This is a genomic window from Mucilaginibacter angelicae, from assembly GCF_042434235.1.
Classification (GTDB): domain Bacteria; phylum Bacteroidota; class Bacteroidia; order Sphingobacteriales; family Sphingobacteriaceae; genus Mucilaginibacter; species Mucilaginibacter angelicae.
In genome coordinates, this window is sequence record NZ_JBHLTS010000022.1 from 700,505 (window position 1) to 721,919 (window position 21,415).

General features: G+C 44.3%; 16 protein-coding genes and 1 tRNA gene. 5 read left to right on the forward strand and 12 right to left on the reverse strand.

The genetic code is table 11. The features are described 5' to 3' along the window. Positions 1 to 197: 197 nt before the first annotated feature. A complete protein-coding gene (locus tag ACFFGT_RS15080) occupies positions 198 to 1,520 on the forward strand; it encodes a YncE family protein (protein WP_377023361.1) in 1,323 nt (440 codons plus the stop codon). Between the two features lie 5 nt (positions 1,521 to 1,525). After that, positions 1,526 to 3,025, forward strand: coding sequence for a PKD domain-containing protein (locus tag ACFFGT_RS15085; protein ID WP_377023362.1), 1,500 nt, complete (start codon positions 1,526 to 1,528; stop codon positions 3,023 to 3,025). A gap of 68 nt (positions 3,026 to 3,093) precedes the next feature. On the opposite strand, the gene soxC is transcribed toward ACFFGT_RS15085, so the two are convergent. The 10 genes from soxC to ACFFGT_RS15135 all read right to left on the reverse strand — a co-directional run bounded on the left by soxC (position 3,094) and on the right by ACFFGT_RS15135 (position 16,782). Beyond that, positions 3,094 to 4,335, reverse strand: a complete 1,242-nt coding sequence (soxC, locus tag ACFFGT_RS15090; protein WP_377023363.1) for a sulfite dehydrogenase — start codon at positions 4,333 to 4,335, stop codon at positions 3,094 to 3,096. Position 4,336: 1 nt separating this feature from the next. Next, positions 4,337 to 4,924, reverse strand: a complete 588-nt coding sequence (locus ACFFGT_RS15095) for a c-type cytochrome (protein WP_377023364.1) — start codon at positions 4,922 to 4,924, stop codon at positions 4,337 to 4,339. Between the two features lie 12 nt (positions 4,925 to 4,936). Further along, a complete protein-coding gene (locus tag ACFFGT_RS15100) occupies positions 4,937 to 6,193 on the reverse strand; it encodes a YeiH family protein (RefSeq protein ID WP_377023365.1) in 1,257 nt (418 codons plus the stop codon). 28 nt (positions 6,194 to 6,221) lie between these two features. Further along, on the reverse strand, positions 6,222 to 7,667 hold the full coding sequence (locus ACFFGT_RS15105) for a phytoene desaturase family protein (protein WP_377023366.1): 1,446 nt from the start codon (positions 7,665 to 7,667) through the stop codon (positions 6,222 to 6,224). An 11-nt stretch (positions 7,668 to 7,678) separates the two neighbouring features. Then, positions 7,679 to 9,295, reverse strand: coding sequence for a hypothetical protein (locus tag ACFFGT_RS15110; protein ID WP_377023367.1), 1,617 nt, complete (start codon positions 9,293 to 9,295; stop codon positions 7,679 to 7,681). A 27-nt stretch (positions 9,296 to 9,322) separates the two neighbouring features. Then, positions 9,323 to 10,684 carry a DoxX family protein gene (locus ACFFGT_RS15115; protein ID WP_377023368.1) on the reverse strand — a complete coding sequence of 454 codons (1,362 nt, stop codon included), beginning with the start codon at positions 10,682 to 10,684 and terminating at the stop codon, positions 9,323 to 9,325. Between the two features lie 29 nt (positions 10,685 to 10,713). Then, positions 10,714 to 10,784, reverse strand: a tRNA-Cys gene (locus ACFFGT_RS15120). An 8-nt stretch (positions 10,785 to 10,792) separates the two neighbouring features. Further along, positions 10,793 to 12,148 (reverse strand): RagB/SusD family nutrient uptake outer membrane protein, encoded by a 1,356-nt coding sequence (locus ACFFGT_RS15125; protein WP_377023369.1) that lies wholly within the window; start codon positions 12,146 to 12,148, stop codon positions 10,793 to 10,795. Between the two features lie 14 nt (positions 12,149 to 12,162). Next, on the reverse strand, positions 12,163 to 15,294 hold the full coding sequence (locus tag ACFFGT_RS15130) for a SusC/RagA family TonB-linked outer membrane protein (protein ID WP_377023370.1): 3,132 nt from the start codon (positions 15,292 to 15,294) through the stop codon (positions 12,163 to 12,165). A 486-nt stretch (positions 15,295 to 15,780) separates the two neighbouring features. After that, positions 15,781 to 16,782, reverse strand: a complete 1,002-nt coding sequence (locus ACFFGT_RS15135) for a quinone oxidoreductase family protein (protein WP_377023371.1) — start codon at positions 16,780 to 16,782, stop codon at positions 15,781 to 15,783. Between the two features lie 111 nt (positions 16,783 to 16,893). On the opposite strand from ACFFGT_RS15135, the gene ACFFGT_RS15140 reads away from it, so the two are divergent. Beyond that, positions 16,894 to 17,229: a winged helix-turn-helix transcriptional regulator gene (locus ACFFGT_RS15140; protein ID WP_377023372.1), complete on the forward strand. Its 336-nt coding sequence runs from the start codon at positions 16,894 to 16,896 to the stop codon at positions 17,227 to 17,229. A 4-nt stretch (positions 17,230 to 17,233) separates the two neighbouring features. On the opposite strand, the gene ACFFGT_RS15145 is transcribed toward ACFFGT_RS15140, so the two are convergent. Then, the gene (locus ACFFGT_RS15145) at positions 17,234 to 18,271 is read right to left on the reverse strand and encodes a hypothetical protein (RefSeq protein WP_377023373.1); all 1,038 of its coding nucleotides are present in this window, start codon (positions 18,269 to 18,271) and stop codon (positions 17,234 to 17,236) included. A 336-nt stretch (positions 18,272 to 18,607) separates the two neighbouring features. On the opposite strand from ACFFGT_RS15145, the gene ACFFGT_RS15150 reads away from it, so the two are divergent. Both ACFFGT_RS15150 and ACFFGT_RS15155 read left to right on the forward strand, forming a co-directional pair. Next, the gene (locus tag ACFFGT_RS15150; RefSeq protein ID WP_377023374.1) at positions 18,608 to 19,387 is read left to right on the forward strand and encodes an SDR family NAD(P)-dependent oxidoreductase; all 780 of its coding nucleotides are present in this window, start codon (positions 18,608 to 18,610) and stop codon (positions 19,385 to 19,387) included. Positions 19,388 to 19,649: 262 nt separating this feature from the next. After that, complete coding sequence (locus tag ACFFGT_RS15155) at positions 19,650 to 20,456, forward strand: phytanoyl-CoA dioxygenase family protein (protein ID WP_377023375.1); 807 nt, start codon at positions 19,650 to 19,652, stop codon at positions 20,454 to 20,456. 263 nt (positions 20,457 to 20,719) lie between these two features. Here the strand turns inward: ACFFGT_RS15155 and ACFFGT_RS15160 are convergent, their stop codons facing one another. Further along, positions 20,720 to 21,400: a phosphonatase-like hydrolase gene (locus tag ACFFGT_RS15160; protein ID WP_377023376.1), complete on the reverse strand. Its 681-nt coding sequence runs from the start codon at positions 21,398 to 21,400 to the stop codon at positions 20,720 to 20,722. Positions 21,401 to 21,415 lie beyond the last annotated feature (15 nt).

The window sequence follows — 21,415 nt, forward strand, 5'->3', positions numbered from 1 at the left end:
TGACTGTTGTTTACAGGTAGATAAAACTTCATTGCCATTGGTTTTAACCAACGGGAATGAATATTGCATTCTTAAACAGCTTCTTAGATAGTCATAAGAGGCTGTTTTATGCTAAAAATTGTTTCAGATCAGAAAAGTTATGGGCATGCAGAATTTTACTCCAAAATATTACCTTTGCGTAACAACCCAAATCTGTCATGAACCGTGTAATCTATTGTGCTATTGCTGTTGCTTTGTTTATATCATCCTGTAAAAAAGAAACACAAACTGAATATCGCATCGTCCATCCTGATACTACCTCTTCCACATCAATAACTTTATCCATTGAGAAAGTTATAAACGACTCTACCATTACATTAAAATGGAATAAAACCGGAGGCCCGCGTTTTAAGCAATATATGCTTGCGCGCATGTCAACCACTTTTCAAAATGGAAGCTTTATCAATAATTACACTACATTAAAGACTTTCAGCAACCCCGATTCACTGAGTTTTACCGAAAAAAGTATGCCGTTTGCTCCCGACATTCAGTATACTGTTTACTCCCAGACCGACTCTGTACAATACTCCATATATTCGTCAGTAACTTACCACCGCCCTAATACCTACATAACAGCCGCTTTTTCAGACATCGTGCCGGATATTCAACATAAGGTCATGTATATGATCAGCCGGGAATCAGGTACGGTAACTGCCGTCGATTATGCAAACTACAAACTGATCAAAACAGTAAACGTTGGCAATGTTTTGGGTTATAGCGCGCTGGGCAGTTACAATGGGACTAATAATGAACTATACCTGCCAACTGCCGACGGCTGGCTCTATATTTATGATACTGCAACGTTAACCCTGAAAGACAAAATTTATGTACAGGGTCCGGAAGTAGGCTCGGTAGTTGCGGCCGATGGCTTGTTGTTTGTTTCATCATCTGATATGTCGTATGATGGTTTTTATGACAACGCCGTAAAAATTTATGATCGCAAAACAAAAAAAGTGTTAGGTATAACCGGTGTCTGGGATTATACGCGTTTAATGCTGTTACCCAACTCTAAATACAAACTGATAGACATTACCTTTAACCTTGCTCCGACAGATCTGAACCTATATACCATTAGTGCCGATGGCAAGCCGCTTACCAAAACACCTGATAGTTATCATGGTGACCATGCACTGAGCGGTAACATTCTTTCTGCTTTTCCGGATGGTTCACATTTCATTACGGCAGCCTCTGGCGCAGTATACACTAAAGATCTGCTGTATGAGAAAGATATGGCCCGGCCGGGCTCTGCTTACACAGATTTTGCCGTTAACAATGCAGGTAATATAATTTATGCGGCATCGGCCAACACTGCTCAGGTCGATCTGATCTCATACCCTTCGGGCACCATATTAAAAAGCCTGAAAACTAAACTTTATCCGGCAAAATTATTTATTGATGGCAATCAATTGATATGCATCACAGCCGACAGGTATCATGGCACCAACAACTACGCCTTTTTTGTAGAAAAATTCAACCTATAACCCTCATGTTTAAAAATATTAAAACCAAGGCAGTCTTGATATTGCCGCTTATTGTTGCTGTTTATATAGGGTGCAAAAAGACCGAGAAAGAAACCGTTGACCTGAAAGTGCCTAAAAGTACCTTCCAAACCTCTGTTACTGATGCTACGCTTCAACAGAAGAAAATATCGACATTGGCTTATACCGACTCCAATTTTTATTTCAAGAACCTTTCTGAAACCGGTACAGATATAACCTACGGCTGGGATTTTGGCGACGGCAGTAAATCAACTGACAAAAACCCTGTGCACGCATATGCTCAAGCCGGAAAGTATACAGTAAAACTGATTACTACCCGCAGCGCTAAGGCAAGCGATACAAGCAGCATACAACTTACTGCAATCACTGCCGAGCGTACCTTTGATCTAACTGTTTCAGGACAACCCGGCACTTCCTCTGCCATGCAAATAAAAGAAATGCCCAATGGCGGTTATTTATTATTAGGAACAGTAAACAGCAGGAACGGTGCCTATGACAAGGCCACATCTTTTTTAATGAAGCTGGACAATGGGCTAAAGCAAACTGCCATCAAAATGCTTGATGCCAATACCAAACTGAGCAACATGAACACTTGCGGTGATGGCAATTATATTTTTCTGGGCTCAACATCAGGTAAAACAATTTCAAATGAGCTGATCAAGATGACTGCCGATGGATCTGTATTGTGGTCAAAAGAGTTTGGCAACGATACCTTTACAGGGGTACAGCAAACACCTGATAACGGCTTTATTTTAACCGGCGTGCACAATACAACAGATATATACGGAAATCAAATACCGCATACCCTGGTTATTAAAACAGACGCTAACGGTACCGTACAATGGCAAAAATCATTTGAACAGGAGCTTAATACTTCGGGCGCGGTTAATGCAGTAATTGAAAGTGATGGCTATGTGCTGGCTGCCAATAAACCAAAAGATCCACTATCAACAACACATTGCGCATATTGTGACTCTCTTTGCATATTTAAACTCGACGGGCAGGGTAAATTAAAATGGTCAACAGCTGTAAGCTGGGGGCTTAACGGGGCCGGAGGAAGGCAGGTATTCATTTCCAGGCTAAAGAATGGTGGCTATACTGTTGTTACACAATCGGCAAGTGGCTTATTTCTTTTTTCAAATACAGGAACATTCCTCGACAGAAAATTACTTAAATACCCTGCGGCCTATTTAACAACTACCGCCGAAGATAATATTGTTGTGCAGGAACAGGAATACGGCAATGGTTTCAGATCTGAAATAAGCAGCTATTCAAACGTTGGTGTACATATGTGGGATATAGGCATCAATAATTCCCCAACCATGCCCAACGGGGGTTATCCGTGCTGCGGATACGATAGCTGGCCGGTGGTTGTAAACGCTCTTAAAAACGGTGGTGTGATCTTTTTATCAAACCGGGTTGATGTTAATGATTACCATTATGTTATAACCATTGATATGATAGATGCCAACGGCAAAGTCATGTAATAGTTTCACCAATTGTGGTTAGCAGGAGCTAACAAGTTCCTGCTAACATTAATATCTTCTTTATATTACTATTTATAACTCTCAGGTTTAAAAACCACACTACCATCGCGCTTAAGCCGCCAGGCAGTTACCGGGTTCATATGGTATCCGCCGATATCCTTTCCACGGGCATCAATCAGCTGTTTTAGTGTGGGCTGGGTATATCCTGTTTCATCAGTAACACGGCTTAAAATTTCCGTTTCCGAACCGTCCCACTGCCACAAATAGCGAAAATAGGTATGTGCTTTTTCCAGTATGGGCCCCTGCAACCTTGCCTCGTTCCAATTTTTACCGGTATCGGTACTTACTTCAACTTTGACCACCTTTCCCCTGCCGCTCCAGGCGATACCGCGGATCTCGATCCAGCCGCGTTCAACTTTTTGCGGGAAGGATGGGAACGTAATGATCGACCGGCCATCCATCTCAAAGCTGAACATCCTGATCTTATCTTTTACAGCATAGGTATATTTGGAGGTTTCTTCCCGGGTAAAATAAGGCGCGTCTGAAATCTCTATTCGTCGCAACCATTTCACATTGGTATTTCCCTCCCATCCGGGTAACAGCAAGCGCGCTGGATAACCTTGTTCCGGACGGATAGCCTCGCCGTTTTGGGCATACACGATCATGGCATCGTCCCAGGCTTTGTGCATGGGGATACTTCGGGTAAGCACCGAGGCATCTCCCCCTTCGGCTAAAAACCAGGTTGCTTTGGGATCAACGCCAAGCTCGCGGAACAGGGTTGAAAGCATCACACCTGTCCATTCGCTTTGGCTGGTTAGGCCAAGGATTTCCTGTGCGGTCATTTCTTCTTTACCTGTACGGAAATTACCTGCACATTCAATAAAACAGGTGCGGGTTACCGAAGGAAAACGTTTGAGGTCATGCAGGCTAAACTTCATGGGGCGCTCAACCATGCCATGGATCAGCAGTTCGTATGTGTTTGGATCGATGGTTGGAATGCCCGCATGGTGCCGCTCGAAATGCAGATCCGAAGGTGTAATGGTACTGTATAGGTCCTGCAAAGGTGTACGAGATGAAATATCCGAAGGTTTCTTAACCGGGTTTTCAAACAGCGAGCGTTTTCCTAAAGTACCCGGCAACGGACCGGGTTGTTTAGTTGGATCGGGAACAATCGGCACGCCCACCTGCACATATTTAGCAAACGATGATGTTACCGGGATAATAGCCGCGGCCAAAGCTCCACCCAACAAGGTGCGTCTGCTGATCTTCTTTTCAATTATTTTAACCGGTTTATCCTGTTGCTTTTCCATATTACCTTACTTCAGGGCCGCCTTTGCGGTCGTCAATAACAAAAAGTTTTTGCGCGGGCATGATCACTTTGGGCAGTGTTTGTGCATTCATAACCTCAGTAGGCTTAATTATTTTATTTGCGCTCAGCAGCCAGGCCGAAAGGCTGTAAACTTCATCATTGGTTAATGAACCCGGCGCATTATAGGGCATGGCCCGGCGCACATAATCAAATAAGGTAGTGGCATAGGGCCAGTAATTACCTATTGTTTTAGTTTTACCTTTCCCGGTAACCAATGGCGGACCCGGCAATTTAACGCCTTTAATCTCTTTGCCATCAGCACCGTGGCATGACGCGCATTTGTTGGTATAAATCACCTCGCCCAACGCAACCGTACCACTTCCCGGCGGCAGCCCTTTACCATCGGGACGTACATCAATATCAAGGGCGGCTATTTCCTGTTTCGTAGCCGTTTTACCATATCCAAAGCTTTCAGGCCAGTTTTTTTGATCAGATGAAAAAGCAGGCCAAAGCCAAACCATCAACCCAATAATGATGATCCCCGCAAAAATGAGGGCATGGCTCCGCCTTACTTTGAATTTTTTTAACATGGTAACAGCCTGTTAAAACAGTATGAACGCTATGGCCAGCGTAATAAAAATATTGAAGGTTTGTGCTATCAAAAACGCATATAAGGGTTTCTTACTGTTTTCGTTAAACAAGTCGGCAAAGTTGGTTTCGAGGCCGATACTGGTAAAAGCTAATGCAAACCAAAGCCCCTGTAAATTCTTCAGGCTATCCTTAACTGTTGCAGCGGCTACCGGCGACAGGAAGAACGAGAACAGCAATGAAGCACCGATAAACCCAAGCACAAACTTGGGAAAACGCTCCCAGATCACTTTAAGCGTTGGTTTGGTATCTTTATCCTGTGCCGATGGATGCTTGGTATATGTCCAGTAAATGGAGATGGCGAAAGCAGCCAGGCCAAGCAGCACGTTTTGTGAAAATTTTACGATTGTGCTGATCTTCAGGGCAACTTCGCCTACCAATGATCCGGAGGCTACCACCGCACCGGTAGTATCAATACTGCCGCCCAGCCATGCCCCGGTAACTTCCTGCGAAAAATGGAATTTATGGGCGATGATAGGCATAAAGATCATCATTGGGATAGCAGTAATGAGCACCATGGAGATCACATAGGAAAGCTTCTTTGAATCGCCTTTGATGGCACCTGCCGTAGCTATGGCAGCCGATACCCCACAAATGGATACCGCACTGGAGATCATCATGGCTATCTCGTCATCAACCTTGAGTTTTTTACATACCCAGAAAGCGAAATACCAAACCGAGGTTACTACTAATAAAGCCTGGATCAGGCCTAAAGAGCCTGCTTTTAAGATATCGCCAAAAATAACGCTGGTACCTAAAAGCACCAGGCCTATTTTAACAAACAACTCGGTAGAAAGGGATGACTTAAGCCACTCGGGCAGCTTGATAAAATTGCTGATGAGTAAGCCCAAAACAAGACTGAAGATCACAGCTTCAAGATTAAGCGATTTAGCCTGGCTGCTACCGGCAAGTATTAAAGCAATGATAGTAACAATGTATACCAGCGGGAATCCCAAAGTATAATTTTTAATGGATTTCCCGGTTATGAGCGCACCTATCCCGCCAATAATAATAACAAAACCAAATTGGATAAGCACTTTAATTAAATTAGCTGAACCCAGTACTTTACCGGTTAGCTCCGCGCTGTCTTTCCAGCCGAAGCTTGGCACAGGTAAAAGCAGGCCTGCTAACGAAAGGATGATGATCAATGAGCCTAAAATAACTACTGCCCAGTCTTCGTGCAGGGTTAGTTTAGTAGTGGTGGTTGACATAATTGAATTTTTATAGTGTGATAATATGTTATGATTTTATGCTGATGTTAAACACATCTTTTAGCGCGCGTTTGGCCGAATGATAGCCGCACATGCCATGTACCCCCCCTCCCGGTGGTGTGGATGATGAACAGATATATATGCCCTTTGCCGATGTACGGTAAGGCGAACGCCGCAATACAGGCCGGGTAAATAACTGGCCAAGGTCGATAACCCCACCATTGATATCCCCGCCGATGTAATTAGGATTATAGCTTTCCAGTTGCTGTGTATTAAAAGTATGCCTGCCAATGATTCGCTCACGGAAACCGGGGGCGAAACGTTCAACCTGCTTCTCTATGATATCGGTCATATCCTTATTTGAACCGTTGGGGACATGACAATAAGCCCAGGCGGTGTGCTTACCTTCGGGTGCGCGGGTGTTATCAAAAAGACTTTGCTGGGCAAATAGCACATAAGGCTTTTCCGGATGCAAACCGTCCCAGATTTGCTGCTCACCTGCGGCAATTTCCTTTAAAGTACCACCGATATGTACAGTGCCCGCTTTCCGTGCCCCTTCCGCCTTAAACGGAACAGCATCGTCAAGGGCCCAGTCAACCTTAAAAACGCCCATGCCATAGCGGTAACGTTCCAGTTGCCATTTGTACAGCGATGAAAATTTATGCCCCGCAATTCGCAATAATTGTTTTGGTGTAACATCAAACAAAACCGCATTTGCCGATGGCAGCTGATCAAAAGAAGTTATGTAAGTGTTAGTCTCAATCTTACCTCCTATCGATATAAAATACGCAGCCAATGCATCTGCTATTTTTACCGAACCACCTTTGGGCACCGGCCAGCCTTTTAAATGCCCGTTAGCCATCAGCACCAAAGCAATAGCCGATGTGCTCAGGTTGGTTAAGGGCTGAATGCTGTGTGCCGCCATGCCTGCCAAAAGTCCTTTGGCTTCTTCGGTTTTAAAGCGTTTGGCTAAATGAGTTGATGAGGTTAAAGCATCCAACCCAAAAATGGCCAGATCAACCGGGTGTTTCGGAAAAGTAAGCGGCCCCAACACATCGGGTGCCAAACCCGGCCATGATTTTACCAAATGCGCCATCAGTTTGATATAAGCATCCCTATCAGCACCCAACAAATCGGCTGTTTCAATGATGGATTTTTTGAGCACTGCCGCCGTTCCGTTATCAAAGGGATGCGCCGCAGCTACTTCGGGATATATATATTCAAGGCCATGCTCATGCAGGGGCAGCGTTTCAAAAAACGGAGAGCCCGCCGCCAGCGGATGAACGGCCGAGCAAACGTCATGCTTAAAACCGGGCAGGGTAAGCTCTTCGGTGCGCAAACCGCCGCCGATTGTACTCTTCCCTTCAAGCAATAAAACCGAAAGCCCGTTTTGCTGCAACAATATGGCCGCAGCAAGGCCGTTTGGCCCCGAGCCTACTATCACTGCATCATAATCACGTTTTTCCGGTTTCATTGGTATTTGTTTTAGTATTTGCCCGCAACTAACTTACTATCCGTAAGCGCATATTGACGGTTTACACGGTCAAGCACAATATACACATCATTTTTCTTGTCGTCTTTACCGGTCAATACAATGTGCGATCCGCTTGCATCAGCTGTATAATAAAGCACCATGCGGGCGCGTTTCCGTTTGTCCTTCAGCTCCTGCGATACGCCGCGTTCGCGTCGTGTTGATTGTGCTGCCGGGTCAATCGCAGTAACCTCATTACGAATATTCGCCTTTGCTTCGGCAGGGATAAATGATTTTGCAAGTTTGTTATCGCCTCCTTTATCACCTCCCCGGTTGCCGCGTTTACCTTTGCGTTTGGTAAATTCGGGCAGTTTATCCTGTAGGTAAAGTACTTTATTCACCGTATCGGCATCATAATAAAATACCCGTTTCCCACCTGCGACACCGGTTAGCTCAAAATTACGGTTAATATCGCGCATGGCTGCGCCCCCTCCGTTTGACAGGTCGAGATTTAATGGCTTGTTAACATTAAACGTTAATGACGACCATTTTTCAAAAGTTACCCCCTGCCAGCGTACCGAATCTAAAGGTGAATAAGGGATATCCTGCCCGTTAAACTTGAACTCGCTTACGTTATAATTACCGCGCAGTTGTTTCAATCCACTCATAGCAGGCTGCTTATAAGGGTCATATTTAAAGTTTACATATTGCAAATAATACAGCCAAACCAGGAATATACCAATGGTGGCTGTTTTTAAAACTATCCGGGTAACCCTGAGCCATTTTTGGGTAAACACGGGGATCAGCACTGGAGGAACGGTGAAACTTTCTTTAACAATCAGGTTATAAACCGGCACCGCATCATACCATAATAAAAATGCTGAAAACAGCACAAAGTATGATGCATAAACGTGTACACCGCCATCATAAGCAAAGTTTACGTAGGTAATATCGCCTAAAGCACCCAGTAATAATATGGCACCAAAAGTGGTGGTTTTGCGGAAGAACAGCATGGTGCCTGCCGTAAGCTCAACCACGCCGGCAAATACCTGGTACCAGGGCACAATCCCTACCGAAAGCCAGTAAATCTTTTGCGCAGTAAGATCACCAAAATGTGCATTGAGCACACCTAATGATGGATAAGGCATTTGAACCGGGAACAGCTTTGTAAAGCCGAACCCGATTATGCCTATACCTGCCCTGTACCGCACCACCACGCGCAGCCAGTAATACAGGTTATGATATTGCTTGTTTTTATTATCGAGGGCAGTCCAGATCAAACCGCCGACGATACCTATAGCAAGCGCTTCAACCCAGTCAATATAGCCCAACAGGTTATAAGCCGGGTTTTGAAATTTGTAAATACTTGGCGAAAAACGCGCTATATCATACAGATCGCGATAATGCAGATGGAACCAGTTGATGGTTACCAGGTTATTCCACCATTCGGCCGTTACCGGGATACACATGATGATTAAAAAAATGAACGCTATGCGGAACGCAACGCGCTGGGTAGCTGTCCACTCCTCCCTTGCGGCCGGTTCTGTTACAGGGGCCCGTTTACCGGACCTGCTTTCCGGTACAGCGTTGCCAACTTGCTCTGCCTCCGGGGTTATTACTGTTGTTGCCATGATAAATATCTTTTGAAGGTTTACGTCTTAAAGTTTAAGTGCCTTGCTCCTGCCCTGTGCGGCTTCCTGCAACAGGTATTTTTTGTTGATCCTGTCCAACTGCACATATATCGAATCGCGGTTATGATCGATGCCTGTAAGGATGATGGTACCGTTTGCAGGTCTGGTATAATGGAGCGCAAACTGATCGGCCTTGTAATTGCTGTTCCTGTTTTTGAGCAGCAAAATTTGCTTTACCGTATCAGCTGTATAGCTATAGTACGCACGGCCTGTTGTGCCATCAAGTTCGTAACTGCGGTCATTATCGTTCCTGCTGATCTCCTCGGTAACAGCAGTATCTGCCTTATATCTTTTTAACGAACCGATACTGATGGTATTCCATTTTTCAAAAACAATATCGTTCCAGCGGGAAGTATCAGTTTGCGAGTATGGTAGTTGTTTGTTGTTAACCTTAAAATCACTCACATTATATAAACCGGCTACACCTGCCAGGCCTTTAGCTTTTGGATACTGGTAAATATCATGATGATAGGCAGCGTAAGTTTTATATCCGTAAAGGAACACGAAAAAGAAAATGAACAGGCTTTTTAATACCAAACGTGATGTACGCCACTGGCCGCTCAACGAAACTTTTACTGTGTTTGGCGATGTTGGCTTGCGTAAAGCTACCAGGTTATAAATGCGCTGTGCATCATAAACAGTTAAGAACAAGGCTATGCTGATGAGATAAAGTGCATAAATAGCCTCTCCGCCGTCATAGGCTATATTGGAGATGAACACATTGCCCGTAAATACCAGGATAATTACAGCGCCGAAAGTTGTTGTTTTACGGAATAGCAACAATATACCGACCACTATCTCTACCAAGCCTAAAAACGACTCATAACCCGGCACAATACCCAGGCTCAGCGAGAATAGCTTCCAGCGATTAAAATCGCCATAAGATGTATTGAGGTTACTTAATGAAGGCAGCGGTGATTGTAATGGGAAGAATTTAATAAAGCCATAAGCGATAATGCCGATGGCTAAACGGTAACGTAAAATTACACGCAGCCAGTAATACAGGTTATTATAGTTTTCGCTCTTTTTATCGCGAAGGCTCCAGATGATAGCCCCGATCAATGCAATACCGGCTATCAGTGCCCAATCGGCAAGGGTACCGATGCCCCATGTGCCCGGTGTGCTGGCACCTGATATAAACTGGGGCGTGTAACGGCTGATATAAAAGATATCGCCAAAATTAAGGCTGCCCCATTGAATGCGGAACAGGTTGCCGAAGTACTTCCAGTCGAGCGGAAGGGCTTGCAGCACAAAGTAAATGAAGAAGAACCGAAAAGCCCCCTTTTCGTATTCCTTCCATTTGGTTTGGTTGGTGGTTAATGTGCTCATTGTTTTATGTTTTTAAATTGATTCAGAAGACGCCGGGGGCAGATTCGAACTGCCGTACAAGGTTTTGCAGACCTCTACTTAGCCACTCAGTCACCCGGCTTTATGTCCTTAATACCCCGGATTCTGCGTTAAAGCCGGATCAACATTCAGCTGATCAACCGGGATAGGCAATATATTTTTCTTAGTATCGGTTACACCCAATACGGCTGCTGCCCTGCCGGTACGGACCAAATCAAACCAGCGATGTCCTTCCAGCGCAAACTCAATACGGCGTTCGTTTTCAATAGCCAGTAAAATATCGGTTTGTGAAACAGCTGTTGTAGCTGTTAAACCGGCGCGGTCACGTACAGCGTTCAAATCGGTACGGGCATCGTCAAGCTTGCTGAGCTGGGCACGGGCTTCAGAGCGGATCAGGTATTCTTCGGCAATCCTGATAATGTAGGCAGGATCAGTTGCCGGGCTGCGGTAGTACAGGTTACCATACCATAAGCCTGCCGATGTTTTGGCAACTAAAGCACTGCGGTTACCGCCGATTGCAGGGTCATTAACCAAACTGATAAATGTGCTGTTAGGCGCCCATTGGCGGGTACCGCTATTGGCAGGCGGCTGCCATTGCCCGCGGTGACCATTGGTATAGGTAGCACTGTACGACAGTTCAAAAACCGACTCTTTGGTACCAACTACGTTATTGGCAAACCAGGCGCTGTAAGGTTTCAGTAGGGAATAGTTTTGTGTGTCGCCCAATACCAGTGTGGCATAATTTTCGGCATTAGTCCAATCCTTTTGGTACAGGTAATACCTTGCCTTTAAAGCGTAAACAGTTTCCTTATTGGCTCTAACCGGGTTTTGTGCGGTTGGCAATGGCAGCAACGGTTCAGCCGCGTTCAGGTCGCTCAGTACCTGGGCATAAGTTTGCTCAACAGTGCTGCGGGCTATGCCGTTTTTATCTGTAGCCGAAACCGTTGGTGTAGTCACTATCTGCACACCGCCCCAGGTACGGGCAAGGTCAAAATAGCACAATGCCCTGATGAAGTAAGCCTCGCCCAAAAGCTGATTTTTTTCGGCCGTAGTGAGTGTAGCATCGGTAACGCCGGGTAATTTGGCAATTACATAGTTTGCACGGTTTATAGTAGTGTAAATGGCCAGCCAGATGCCTGAAACCGTAGCGTTATCCGCTTTTACATTATGATCAATAAATTGCTGTACGATGGATTGCGAACCCGTCCATTGGATATTATCGCCTGATAAATAGCCTACCGAAACAAAGTTTACGCCGTAGTAATTATCGGCAGATAATGCCCTGTAAATACCACGAACAGCGGTTTCGGCTGATGCACGATCGACAATGGTTTGGCTGTCAGATACCGAATCCTTAGGCTGTACATCCAGGAACTTTTTGCAGGAAGCCAGCGTAACCAATGCTAAAACAGGTAATGTATATTTTATATTTTTTAATATTTTCATGATGGTTGCCCTCCTTATAAAGTAATGTTTACGCCTAACTGAACTGAGCGCGGCTGCGGCGGTGTACCCAGGTCAATACCCTGTACATCCTGCCCTCCACCTACGTTCGCCTCCGGATCGGGCCCTGTGTATTTGGTGAACAGCAGCAGGTTGCTACCCACCACATAAATGCGCAGCGACTGGATGTCTATTTTTTGGGTAAGCGCTTTGGGTAGTGTATAGCCAAGGCTTAATGATTTGAGGCGGATAAAGGAGCCATCTTCCAGAAAGCGGCTGTTTTGCTCAAGCGTATAGTTATTACCGTATGCCGTTAAACGTGGCACATCGGTTATATCGCCCGGTTTTTGCCACCTGTTTAACTGGCTGGCAAATATTACACGGTTGGCATCGCGGGTACCACCACCTTCACCAAAAAAGCGATTGAGGTTAAGCACTTTGTTACCTTCTTCAAAACTGAAGAGGAAGCTGGCGTCAAAGCCTTTGTAGGTGATAGTATTGCTTAAACCACCAAAGTATTTAGGCAGCGCGTTGCCAACTATCTGCCTGTCGGCAGTGTTGATCACGCCATCTTTATTAACGTCCTCAAATATGGCGTTACCGGTTTGCGGATCAACGCCTAACTGTTTGTACATCCAAAATGAGAACATGGAGTAACCCTGTTGCATACGGATCCAATCCCGGCTGTACTGGTTAATTGGTACCGGCAGCGATTTGATCTTATTAACGTTGCCTGAGATGTTGAAACTGCTGCTCCAGCTAAAATCCTTGGTTTTGATGTTGCTTGAGCTGATACTTACCTCATAGCCTTTATTGCTGATTTTACCTACGTTGCTATAATAAGTACTATAACCTGTAATATCGGGCACCGGCAATTGCAGCAGCACATCGCTGGTTTGTTTAGAGTACAGGTCGACAGATAAATTCAGGTGATTGTTCAGTAAACCAAGGTCAAAGCCTACGTTGGCCTGTGCGGTACGCTCCCATTTCAGGTTAGGGTTTGCCAATTGCTGCGGTGCGGTGCCGGCTTTATCGCCGCCGGCTACGTTATCAGGATAACCGGCCCCGCCGCTCCATAAGCCCTGTGCCGCAAAATTGTTGATCCCCGCCTGGTTACCGGTAACGCCATAGCTTGCGCGCAGCTTAAGATCGCTGATGGAATTTACATCCTTCAAAAAGCTTTCTTCCTTGGCGCGCCATGAAGCGCCAACTGATGGGAAATAGCCCCATTTATTATTGGTACCAAATTTAGATGAGCCATCCGCGCGGGCACTTACCTCAAGGTAATACTTACTGGCGTAGTTGTATGAAATACGTGAGAAATATGAGGAAAGGTTAGCCTTTGTCCAGGTTTGATTAGCAGTACGGGTGGAGGCGGCCGAAATATCGGTATAGGCATTATTAGGGAAGCCGGTTCCCTGAGCGGAGGTTAGCTGTACGATATTGCTTTGCAAGGTATTACCCGCCACAACATCTAACGTATGATTTTGGCCAAAAAGATGGTGGTAGGTTAAGGTTTGCTCGTTGATCCAGGCGCTGCTTTGGGTTATGGCCGATGTTGCCAGGCCGTTTGTAGGCGATGCACCCAATTGTGTTTTATCGTTCCAGTATTCAGATTCGTTATAGTTGTTATAATCAACACTCCAGCTTGAACGAAATTTTAAACCTTTCAGGATCTCGATATCCGCATATAAATTGCCTATGTAGCGCAAGCTGGTGGTGTTTACATCGTAGTTGTTAATCAGCACCTGCAGGTTATCAAAACCGGCATATCGGGCAGGTGTGCCATCCGGATTGGTTTCGGGAAGATACGTTGGCGTATGCAATGCCGACTGGAACAAACCACCCGCCGGACCATCACCCGAACGCGCCTGGTTACGGTATGAGCGTGAAACACTGTTACTTGTACCAACCTGTACCCTATCGCTGATGCGCTGGTCAAGGTTTACTTTAAAACCAAGGCGGCTAAAGTCGATTGGTTTGATATCAGCCTGCTGCTTGGTGTAACCGGCTCCTATATAATATTTGGTATCCTTTGACCCGCCTTCTAAGGAAAGGTCATAGTTAGCAAGGTTTCCCGTGCGGAACAGCTCACTCAAACGATCGTATGTATTTTGTTCCGACGGTAAGCCCCTTGGTGCCGGTGATGCTGTAGGATTATCATTTGCGGCGCGAAATGGCACATATTGATAAGTTTTAATACCTGCAGCGTTACCAGCAGCAATAGCATCCGCCTCTGAGTTACGGTAAAACTCGTTTACAATCTCAGCATGCTGAGGGCCGGTGGTCAGTTTCCACAATTTGTCTTTTGGCTGCCATGCTAAACCCTGCGAAACGTTAAAGTTGATCTTTGGCCTGGTATTGTAATTACCGCGTTTAGTAGTAACAATAACAACACCGTTTGCACCGCGCGAACCGTAAATAGCAGTGGCGCTGGCATCTTTCAATACCTCAATATTTTCAATATCATCGGGATTAATATCGGCAATGGGTGATGTTGCCCTGCCGCCGGTATTAACCGTTTGTAAGCTGGTGTTATTTAAAAATACACCGTCAACTATATAAAGCGGATCATTACTGGCATTGATAGATGTGGTACCGCGTACCCGGATAAAAATCCCATCGCCCGGTACACCGGTATTTGAATTGATCTGTACACCAGATGCTTTCCCCTGTAACTGCGCATCGAAACTGGCAACCGGGGCTTTCTTTACTTCATCTGCTTTTATAGTTGATACCGAACTGATGAGGTCTTTACGGGTTTTGGTACCATAGCCTACAACAACCACATCATTAAGCTGCTGCGGGATAGCCTTCAGGTAAATTTCAACAGGGCTGCCGTTAACAACAATTTCCTGCTGCTCATAGCCTATAAAGCGAATGATTAATGTATAAGGGAATTTCTGGCCGGTTATAAAATCGAAACGGCCTTCGGCATTGGTCGATACAGCGTGGGTTGTACCTTTAATGGATACCACAGCTCCCGGCAATACATCATGAGTAGTGGCATCAAATACGCGGCCTTTTAAAATAGAATTAACGGTTGCGGGCGGCTCCTGCTGGGCCGCTACTGCAAAGGGCAAAAAGAACAGGAGCAGGAAAAGATATTTGGAAAGTGCAGTTGTGTTTTTACGGATAAATATTTCCATATTTAACGAGGTTAAAATAAATGTTCAATGCGTTTAGTTTAGCTCAGATGCAGACCGGCGGAGTGATTGGCGTTACGTAGCTGGTCTGTCATTCGGCATACCGGCAAGGCTTCCTTGCCGGTTGTTATCTTAATCAGGGGTATAGTTTTAGTTCATATGTTGTGTTAAAGTACCTCAAAATTCAAATCACGTTTTTTCATAGCGATGCAGGGCCGGTTTGTTAACCTGCTATAATCAATTTCACGAATAGATAATGTTATTTACAACAACTGCACATACATGCTTTTGGAGAAGCGTGCATTCGTTGTATCTGTTCAGGAAGTACTGTTTGTTTAGTAAAAGAAGTGTTCATCACCCTTATTTTTTTATTAGTACGGCGACAAACATAGAAATTAAAAAATAAACTACCAAATCTATAGACTATATATTTAATTTGTTACAATTGTTACGGTAAGCATCAATAAAGGCTTCTTTTGCCCATGTTAATTAAGAAATAGTCATGACCAGTTTTTTGCCATAAATACAATTTGCCTCCATTAAGCGGTGAGCCTGCTGCACGGTTTCAACACTAAGCTCACCAATAACATTAATTTCAGGCGCATCAATTTTTCCATCATCAATCAGCCTGCCTAAATAACGGAGAGTTTCACCATACCAGCTCAAATTATTATTAGCTGCAAACGCATAGGCCGCTATGTTGCAGGTGGTAGCGCCTTTATCAAATAAAATTTGGCGGGTAAGCTCTGTGCCTAAAAAGGTAATATCAATATAATTCCCATTTGTTTTTAAAACAGTTGCCGCTGTTTCGGATATTGAACCGCCGACAATATCAACTACATAATCAAACAATTCTTCACCGTTAGCAGTAATAATCTTTCCTGCCAGATCCTCTTGATTGTAGTTGATAACTTCTGTCGATGAAAGCCCCAGGCTGTAAAGGGTTTTTATGCTTTGTTCGCTCCCGGCTGTGGCAATGATGTTTGATATACCCTGCGCTCTTAGCAGCTTTATCAAAAAACGCCCTACCCCACCTGCTGCGCCGTTAATAAAGATAGTATCGTTAGCCCCGGCCTGCATTCTTGTAAAACTGTGCCATGCCGTTAAACCCGATGAAGGTATTGCTGCTGCCTGTTCAAAACTTATTCCTTTTGGCTTTATCCCAATCATTTGATAGTTAAGTGCCATTAGCCCGGCATAACTCCCGTTTGAACCCCGGCTCCCGGCCAGTGCCATCACTTCATCACCAGGTTTAAAACCAACAACACCGGGCCCCGCCTGCACAATAACCCCGGCAAGCTCACGCCCTAAAACCGGCGAGCACATCAGCCTGCTTTCGCGCAGCCCCAAACGCATCTGGTAATCTATCGGATTAAATGCAGCCGCCTTTATTTGTATCAGTACCTCGTCATTTTTAATTACAGGTGTATCCATTTCAACTAAACTAAAGTTGGATACATCACCAAAACCATTCAATTGTATTGCTTTCATTAGGGTATAACTTTAAATTTGCTTATGGCTCAAAACTAAATACCAGCCATATTAAAAATCCATACTCCTTTAATTGGGAGCAACTCACAAAAAAGGGAGCAGTAAATTATCATGATCAAAGAAAACTCGTCCAATTCCATCAATAAGGCTTTTCTATATAAGTCATGCAGGATTAATGGTGCTTTAGATACCATATCTGGCAGGTGGAAGGCTTTGATGCTTATCCATATTGATGAGGGTAACAACAGGTTTAGCCTGCTAAAAAACGTTATGCCCGGGATTACCGATCAAACCCTGGGCAAACAACTAAAGGAATTGGAAATGTCAGGGCTGATCATTAAAACCATTATACCCGAAGTACCAGTACGGGTTGATTACAGCCTTACCCCAAAGGGAGAAGCATTGTTACCTATACTGGCGCAGCTATCTGAATGGAGCGATATGTAAGCTGTTACCTATAAACCTCATCAAAATTGATGAACAAATCATCTTTATCGCCATCATTGAACACACCGCCTGCTATAATGCTTTGCCCGGTTGTGCCCGGGTTATTGCCGTGGCCTAACGGCCATGAGCCCTTTGAATTGGTTACCCCAAAGCCGGCAAAAGATGCCGCCTGGAGTGCAAAATCAGTACAGTTGTTTTTGGATAGATGATACTCCAGTCCTTCGTACTGACGGGTAAGTTTCAGGATCCTTTTAAACCTGCGTTCGGTTATAAACTTACCCATAACCTCGTCCCATTGATGAGCCGAATCATTTTTGAACCCGCCTGTGCACTCGGGCTCCCAGGGGGTTGCCGAAAATATATTATCTTTTTTAGGATAAAAGCCGAAAGAAACAGATACCGAGGTTGAATCGGTATTATACTTGATCAGGGTAATAAACGTATGCCCCGTATTAGCCCGTATAAACACGGCTGGCTTGCCGGGTTTGGGCTGTTTCACATGAAACAGTATAGCATAAGCAGCTGCTTTTTTCCCATCGTTAAAACTATTGAGGATACGGTTATAGGTGATGGATTTGCTCTTCTTCTCCTTTTTGTCCTTTAGCTGAACCGGATCATTTACAAAAACAGAATCATCTGCGGCATTAATAGCCAACAAACCATTGTTCAGGTTAAGCACTTTGCCCGAAGTATCAGCTATTGTTGAATCACTGCGGTTTTGTCCGTCCCGTTTATAGGCCATCGTTTTAAAAAAACATTTCATAGCCAGCGGATATAAATGCAATTTGGCAAACACGTTGGCCAGCTTGTAATAAACCTTCACTTTTGCCTGGTTATAAGCAGCCTCACTGTTATTATTTTCAGACAGGTCTTTGAGATAATCCAACAATTGTTTACGGCCGGCGCGGGTATCCAGCTGACTTTCTATATTTTGTTCGATGCCGGTAATATGTTCATTGATTGCCAGCTGGTTTGTTTTTGGAATAACAAGTCCTGCCGAATAGTTATCGTTGATAACGTTATGGACTGAGGTATCCGGCAAGTTAACCTTATACCTAATTGAGGCGGAAACCTGAGCGGATGACGGCAATGCAAATAAAATGAAGCTGGTAATTACAAAAGCGCCAAAAAAATACTTTATGCTAAAGGAGGTCATGGTCAAATTTTAAACTGTGATTGTTGTATGGAGTACGAGATATTTAACAGCCTAAGGGCGATCGGTATCAACAACAACAGCCAATCGGGCTACAGCTTAAAAAATGAAAATGAAGCATAATATTTTTCATATTGTATACAAACGTACTAACATTTTAAATAGTCTACAATATTAGTAGATTATTTTTGTTTAAACTTGTCACCCGATCAAATAAGTATATTAATGATGGATGAATACGCTTTAATAACCGGTGCCGGTAAGGGCATAGGCAAATCAATGGCTTTGCAATTGGCGCAAAAAGGGTATAACCTGCTGCTGGTGTCACGCTCAGAAAATGATTTACAGGCACTATCTTCCCGACTAACAACCGAATATCAAATTAAAGTTGAGTATCTGGCGATCGATCTGTCAAATATGGGTGCGGCTTTAAGTGTATTTAACTGGGCAAATACGCTTGCAGTTCCTGTATCCATATTAGTGAACAATGCCGGCCATGGTTTATGGGGCGATTTTGATATACTGGATATCACCGCGCAAACAGCCATGATGCAGGTAAATATGAACGCGCTGGTTGAGCTTTCTTATCATTTTATCCCGCTTTTAAAACAGCAAAATCAGGCATACATACTTAATACAGCAAGCACAGCGGCTTACCAGGCCGTACCAACATTAGCCATATATTCGGCAACAAAAGCTTTTGTGCTATCTTTTAGCAGGGCATTACGATACGAATTAAAAGATACACCGATAGCTGTAAGCTGCCTTTGCCCCGGCCCAACCGATACAGGCTTCGCCCATAGCGCCGGAATGGACGCATTGGCCGAATTGGCCGCCAAATTCAATATGGCTGCCGACGATGTTGCCCGGATAGGCTTAAACGGGATGCTCAATAAAAAAGCCGAAATAGTTCCTGGTTTTTTAAACAAGCTTTCAGCAGCCGCCGCCAGGCACAGCCCTAAAGCATTTATTGAACGCGTAACTGCAGGCCTTTACAAACGTTAAAATTATTTTCACAAAAATTTGGCGTGATTAACAATTTGTTTACATTTGTAATTATCTACTAAAAAGATAGACGTAATATACATTGAACAATAAACACCACATATTATTTGCATGCCCAATGCGAATGTCCTTGACAACAGGGGCCATGTGCAGCTGTTGTTGTTAATTTTCCCTTAAGGATCCTGATCCTTCCACCGGTACCTCTATAGGTAATCATACAGGTTTACATACTCATTTTCAAGCATTTTAATTATTCCGTTTTATGGCTGCGTCATATCAAAAATTTACCTTAGGCTCAACAATTACACCCGAACAACAAGCTTTTTTCAACCTGCACGGTTATATCCATTTTAAAAACTTCATTAAACCCGAAACGGTAAACGATATCATTAACGCAGCCAAACAGGTGGAGCAAAAATGGCTTAACGATAAAACCGAAAAAGTAAACGGCGTTCCCATCAAATTTGGCAAAGACCTTGACGGTTCGCCCATAGTGCAGCGTTTTGCTTTTATCAATAAACATCACAGCCTGTTAGATGAGTTTTCAAAAGATCCGCGTTTCCAGGTGTTACTGAATTTAGTGGGTGATGGTGCACGCTTAGGCACCGAAGAAAAGGACGGAATGGTTTTTAACCACTATGTAAACGGCCCCGAAAGCAGCTTTACTAAAATGGGCTGGCATACCGATGGCTTACGCGATATATTCCATGGGCAAAAATTAAACCCGATGCTTAATGTAGGCATCCACCTGAGCACTTTAAAACCGGAAAACGGCGGACTGCGGATCCTTCCGGGTACTCATAAACAAAACCTTTATCAACTGCTTTTTCGTAAAAAGTATTTCCTTGATCACGATACCGATGAAAACGAGGTTGCTATAACCCCTACTGCCGGCGACCTTACCATACACGATGGCCGTTTATGGCATCGTGTGGCCCAATCGTCAGTAATTGGTGAAGAAAGCCGCCGCAGGGTGATATACATCCCCATTATCGCCGGTAAATTTGAGCCTAAGCATGCCGACAGTCCAACGGCTTTTTATCAACGTTTTGCAGGTATAGTTAAATAAAAAACATGTTAATAGCCTTATTCATCGGCTACCTGGTACGTACCGGTAAAATAGTTGCCGTTAAGAATTTCATCTCAAGCAAATTGCCCGGCAGGTCGGTAATATGAGCCTCTCGGTGCACCTGTTCTTCCTAAAATCGACATAAAAACAATAACAGTAACGGGCGCCACTTCGTGCGTTACTGTTATTAAAATAATTAAAAGCTTTTGTACCCGTGAATTTGCCGGCTACTACGGTATAAACAGAATCCCAAGATAAGCTACTCAATCAATCAGCGGCAGCAAATCTATCAGATCGTCAATAACCGCATCAGGGTTTGCCGACAGCAATTGTTTGGCAGTATGGGCTCCTGTGGTGATGCCGATACTCAGGCTGCAACCGGCATTTTGCCCCTCTTCAATATCGATTATCGAGTCGCCCACCTTTACTACTTCGCTTCCATTTGAAACACCAAACTTATTCATCGCAAAATAGATCATATCGGGGTTGGGCCTGTTTTTGCTCACATCAGATGCGGTAACAAGACCGTCAAAATCTCCCCCTTCCTGCCATCCCAGTTTATTGATGATAGCCTGTGCGGTTGCGCGGTCATACCCGGTATTTAATACTGCATATATATTACGCTGTTTCAATGCGCTGAAAAGTGCTAAGGCATTGTTTTGAGGCAGGATATCGGCTGTGGCATATGCTGCTGTAAGCTGCACCATAAAATTCTCAAAGATTTGCCCGATCAGCTCTTCATCATTATTATTTGCGTAAACAGCTAAAACCGACCTGATGGCCTGTTTTTTTTCTTTACCGGCACCTTCGGCCAGCACCTGGTCAAGGTTAAAATCAAACCCGGCCTCATTAATAGCTTTCTGAAGGGTTTTATATACGAGGTTATTTTCGTTAACTGTTGTTCCGGCCATATCAAAAACGACCATTTTTATGTTATGCTTCATTCTTATATTTTTTAA

Coding starts and splice junctions, on each gene's coding strand:
- ACFFGT_RS15080 (WP_377023361.1), top strand. CDS start 198: ATGAACCGTGTAATCTATTGTGCTATTGCTGTTGCTTTGTTTATATCA.
- ACFFGT_RS15085 (WP_377023362.1), top strand. CDS start 1,526: ATGTTTAAAAATATTAAAACCAAGGCAGTCTTGATATTGCCGCTTATT.
- soxC (WP_377023363.1), bottom strand. CDS start 4,335: ATGGAAAAGCAACAGGATAAACCGGTTAAAATAATTGAAAAGAAGATC.
- ACFFGT_RS15095 (WP_377023364.1), bottom strand. CDS start 4,924: ATGTTAAAAAAATTCAAAGTAAGGCGGAGCCATGCCCTCATTTTTGCG.
- ACFFGT_RS15100 (WP_377023365.1), bottom strand. CDS start 6,193: ATGTCAACCACCACTACTAAACTAACCCTGCACGAAGACTGGGCAGTA.
- ACFFGT_RS15105 (WP_377023366.1), bottom strand. CDS start 7,667: ATGAAACCGGAAAAACGTGATTATGATGCAGTGATAGTAGGCTCGGGG.
- ACFFGT_RS15110 (WP_377023367.1), bottom strand. CDS start 9,295: ATGGCAACAACAGTAATAACCCCGGAGGCAGAGCAAGTTGGCAACGCT.
- ACFFGT_RS15115 (WP_377023368.1), bottom strand. CDS start 10,684: ATGAGCACATTAACCACCAACCAAACCAAATGGAAGGAATACGAAAAG.
- ACFFGT_RS15125 (WP_377023369.1), bottom strand. CDS start 12,148: ATGAAAATATTAAAAAATATAAAATATACATTACCTGTTTTAGCATTG.
- ACFFGT_RS15130 (WP_377023370.1), bottom strand. CDS start 15,294: ATGGAAATATTTATCCGTAAAAACACAACTGCACTTTCCAAATATCTT.
- ACFFGT_RS15135 (WP_377023371.1), bottom strand. CDS start 16,782: ATGAAAGCAATACAATTGAATGGTTTTGGTGATGTATCCAACTTTAGT.
- ACFFGT_RS15140 (WP_377023372.1), top strand. CDS start 16,894: ATGATCAAAGAAAACTCGTCCAATTCCATCAATAAGGCTTTTCTATAT.
- ACFFGT_RS15150 (WP_377023374.1), top strand. CDS start 18,608: ATGATGGATGAATACGCTTTAATAACCGGTGCCGGTAAGGGCATAGGC.
- ACFFGT_RS15155 (WP_377023375.1), top strand. CDS start 19,650: ATGGCTGCGTCATATCAAAAATTTACCTTAGGCTCAACAATTACACCC.
- ACFFGT_RS15160 (WP_377023376.1), bottom strand. CDS start 21,400: ATGAAGCATAACATAAAAATGGTCGTTTTTGATATGGCCGGAACAACA.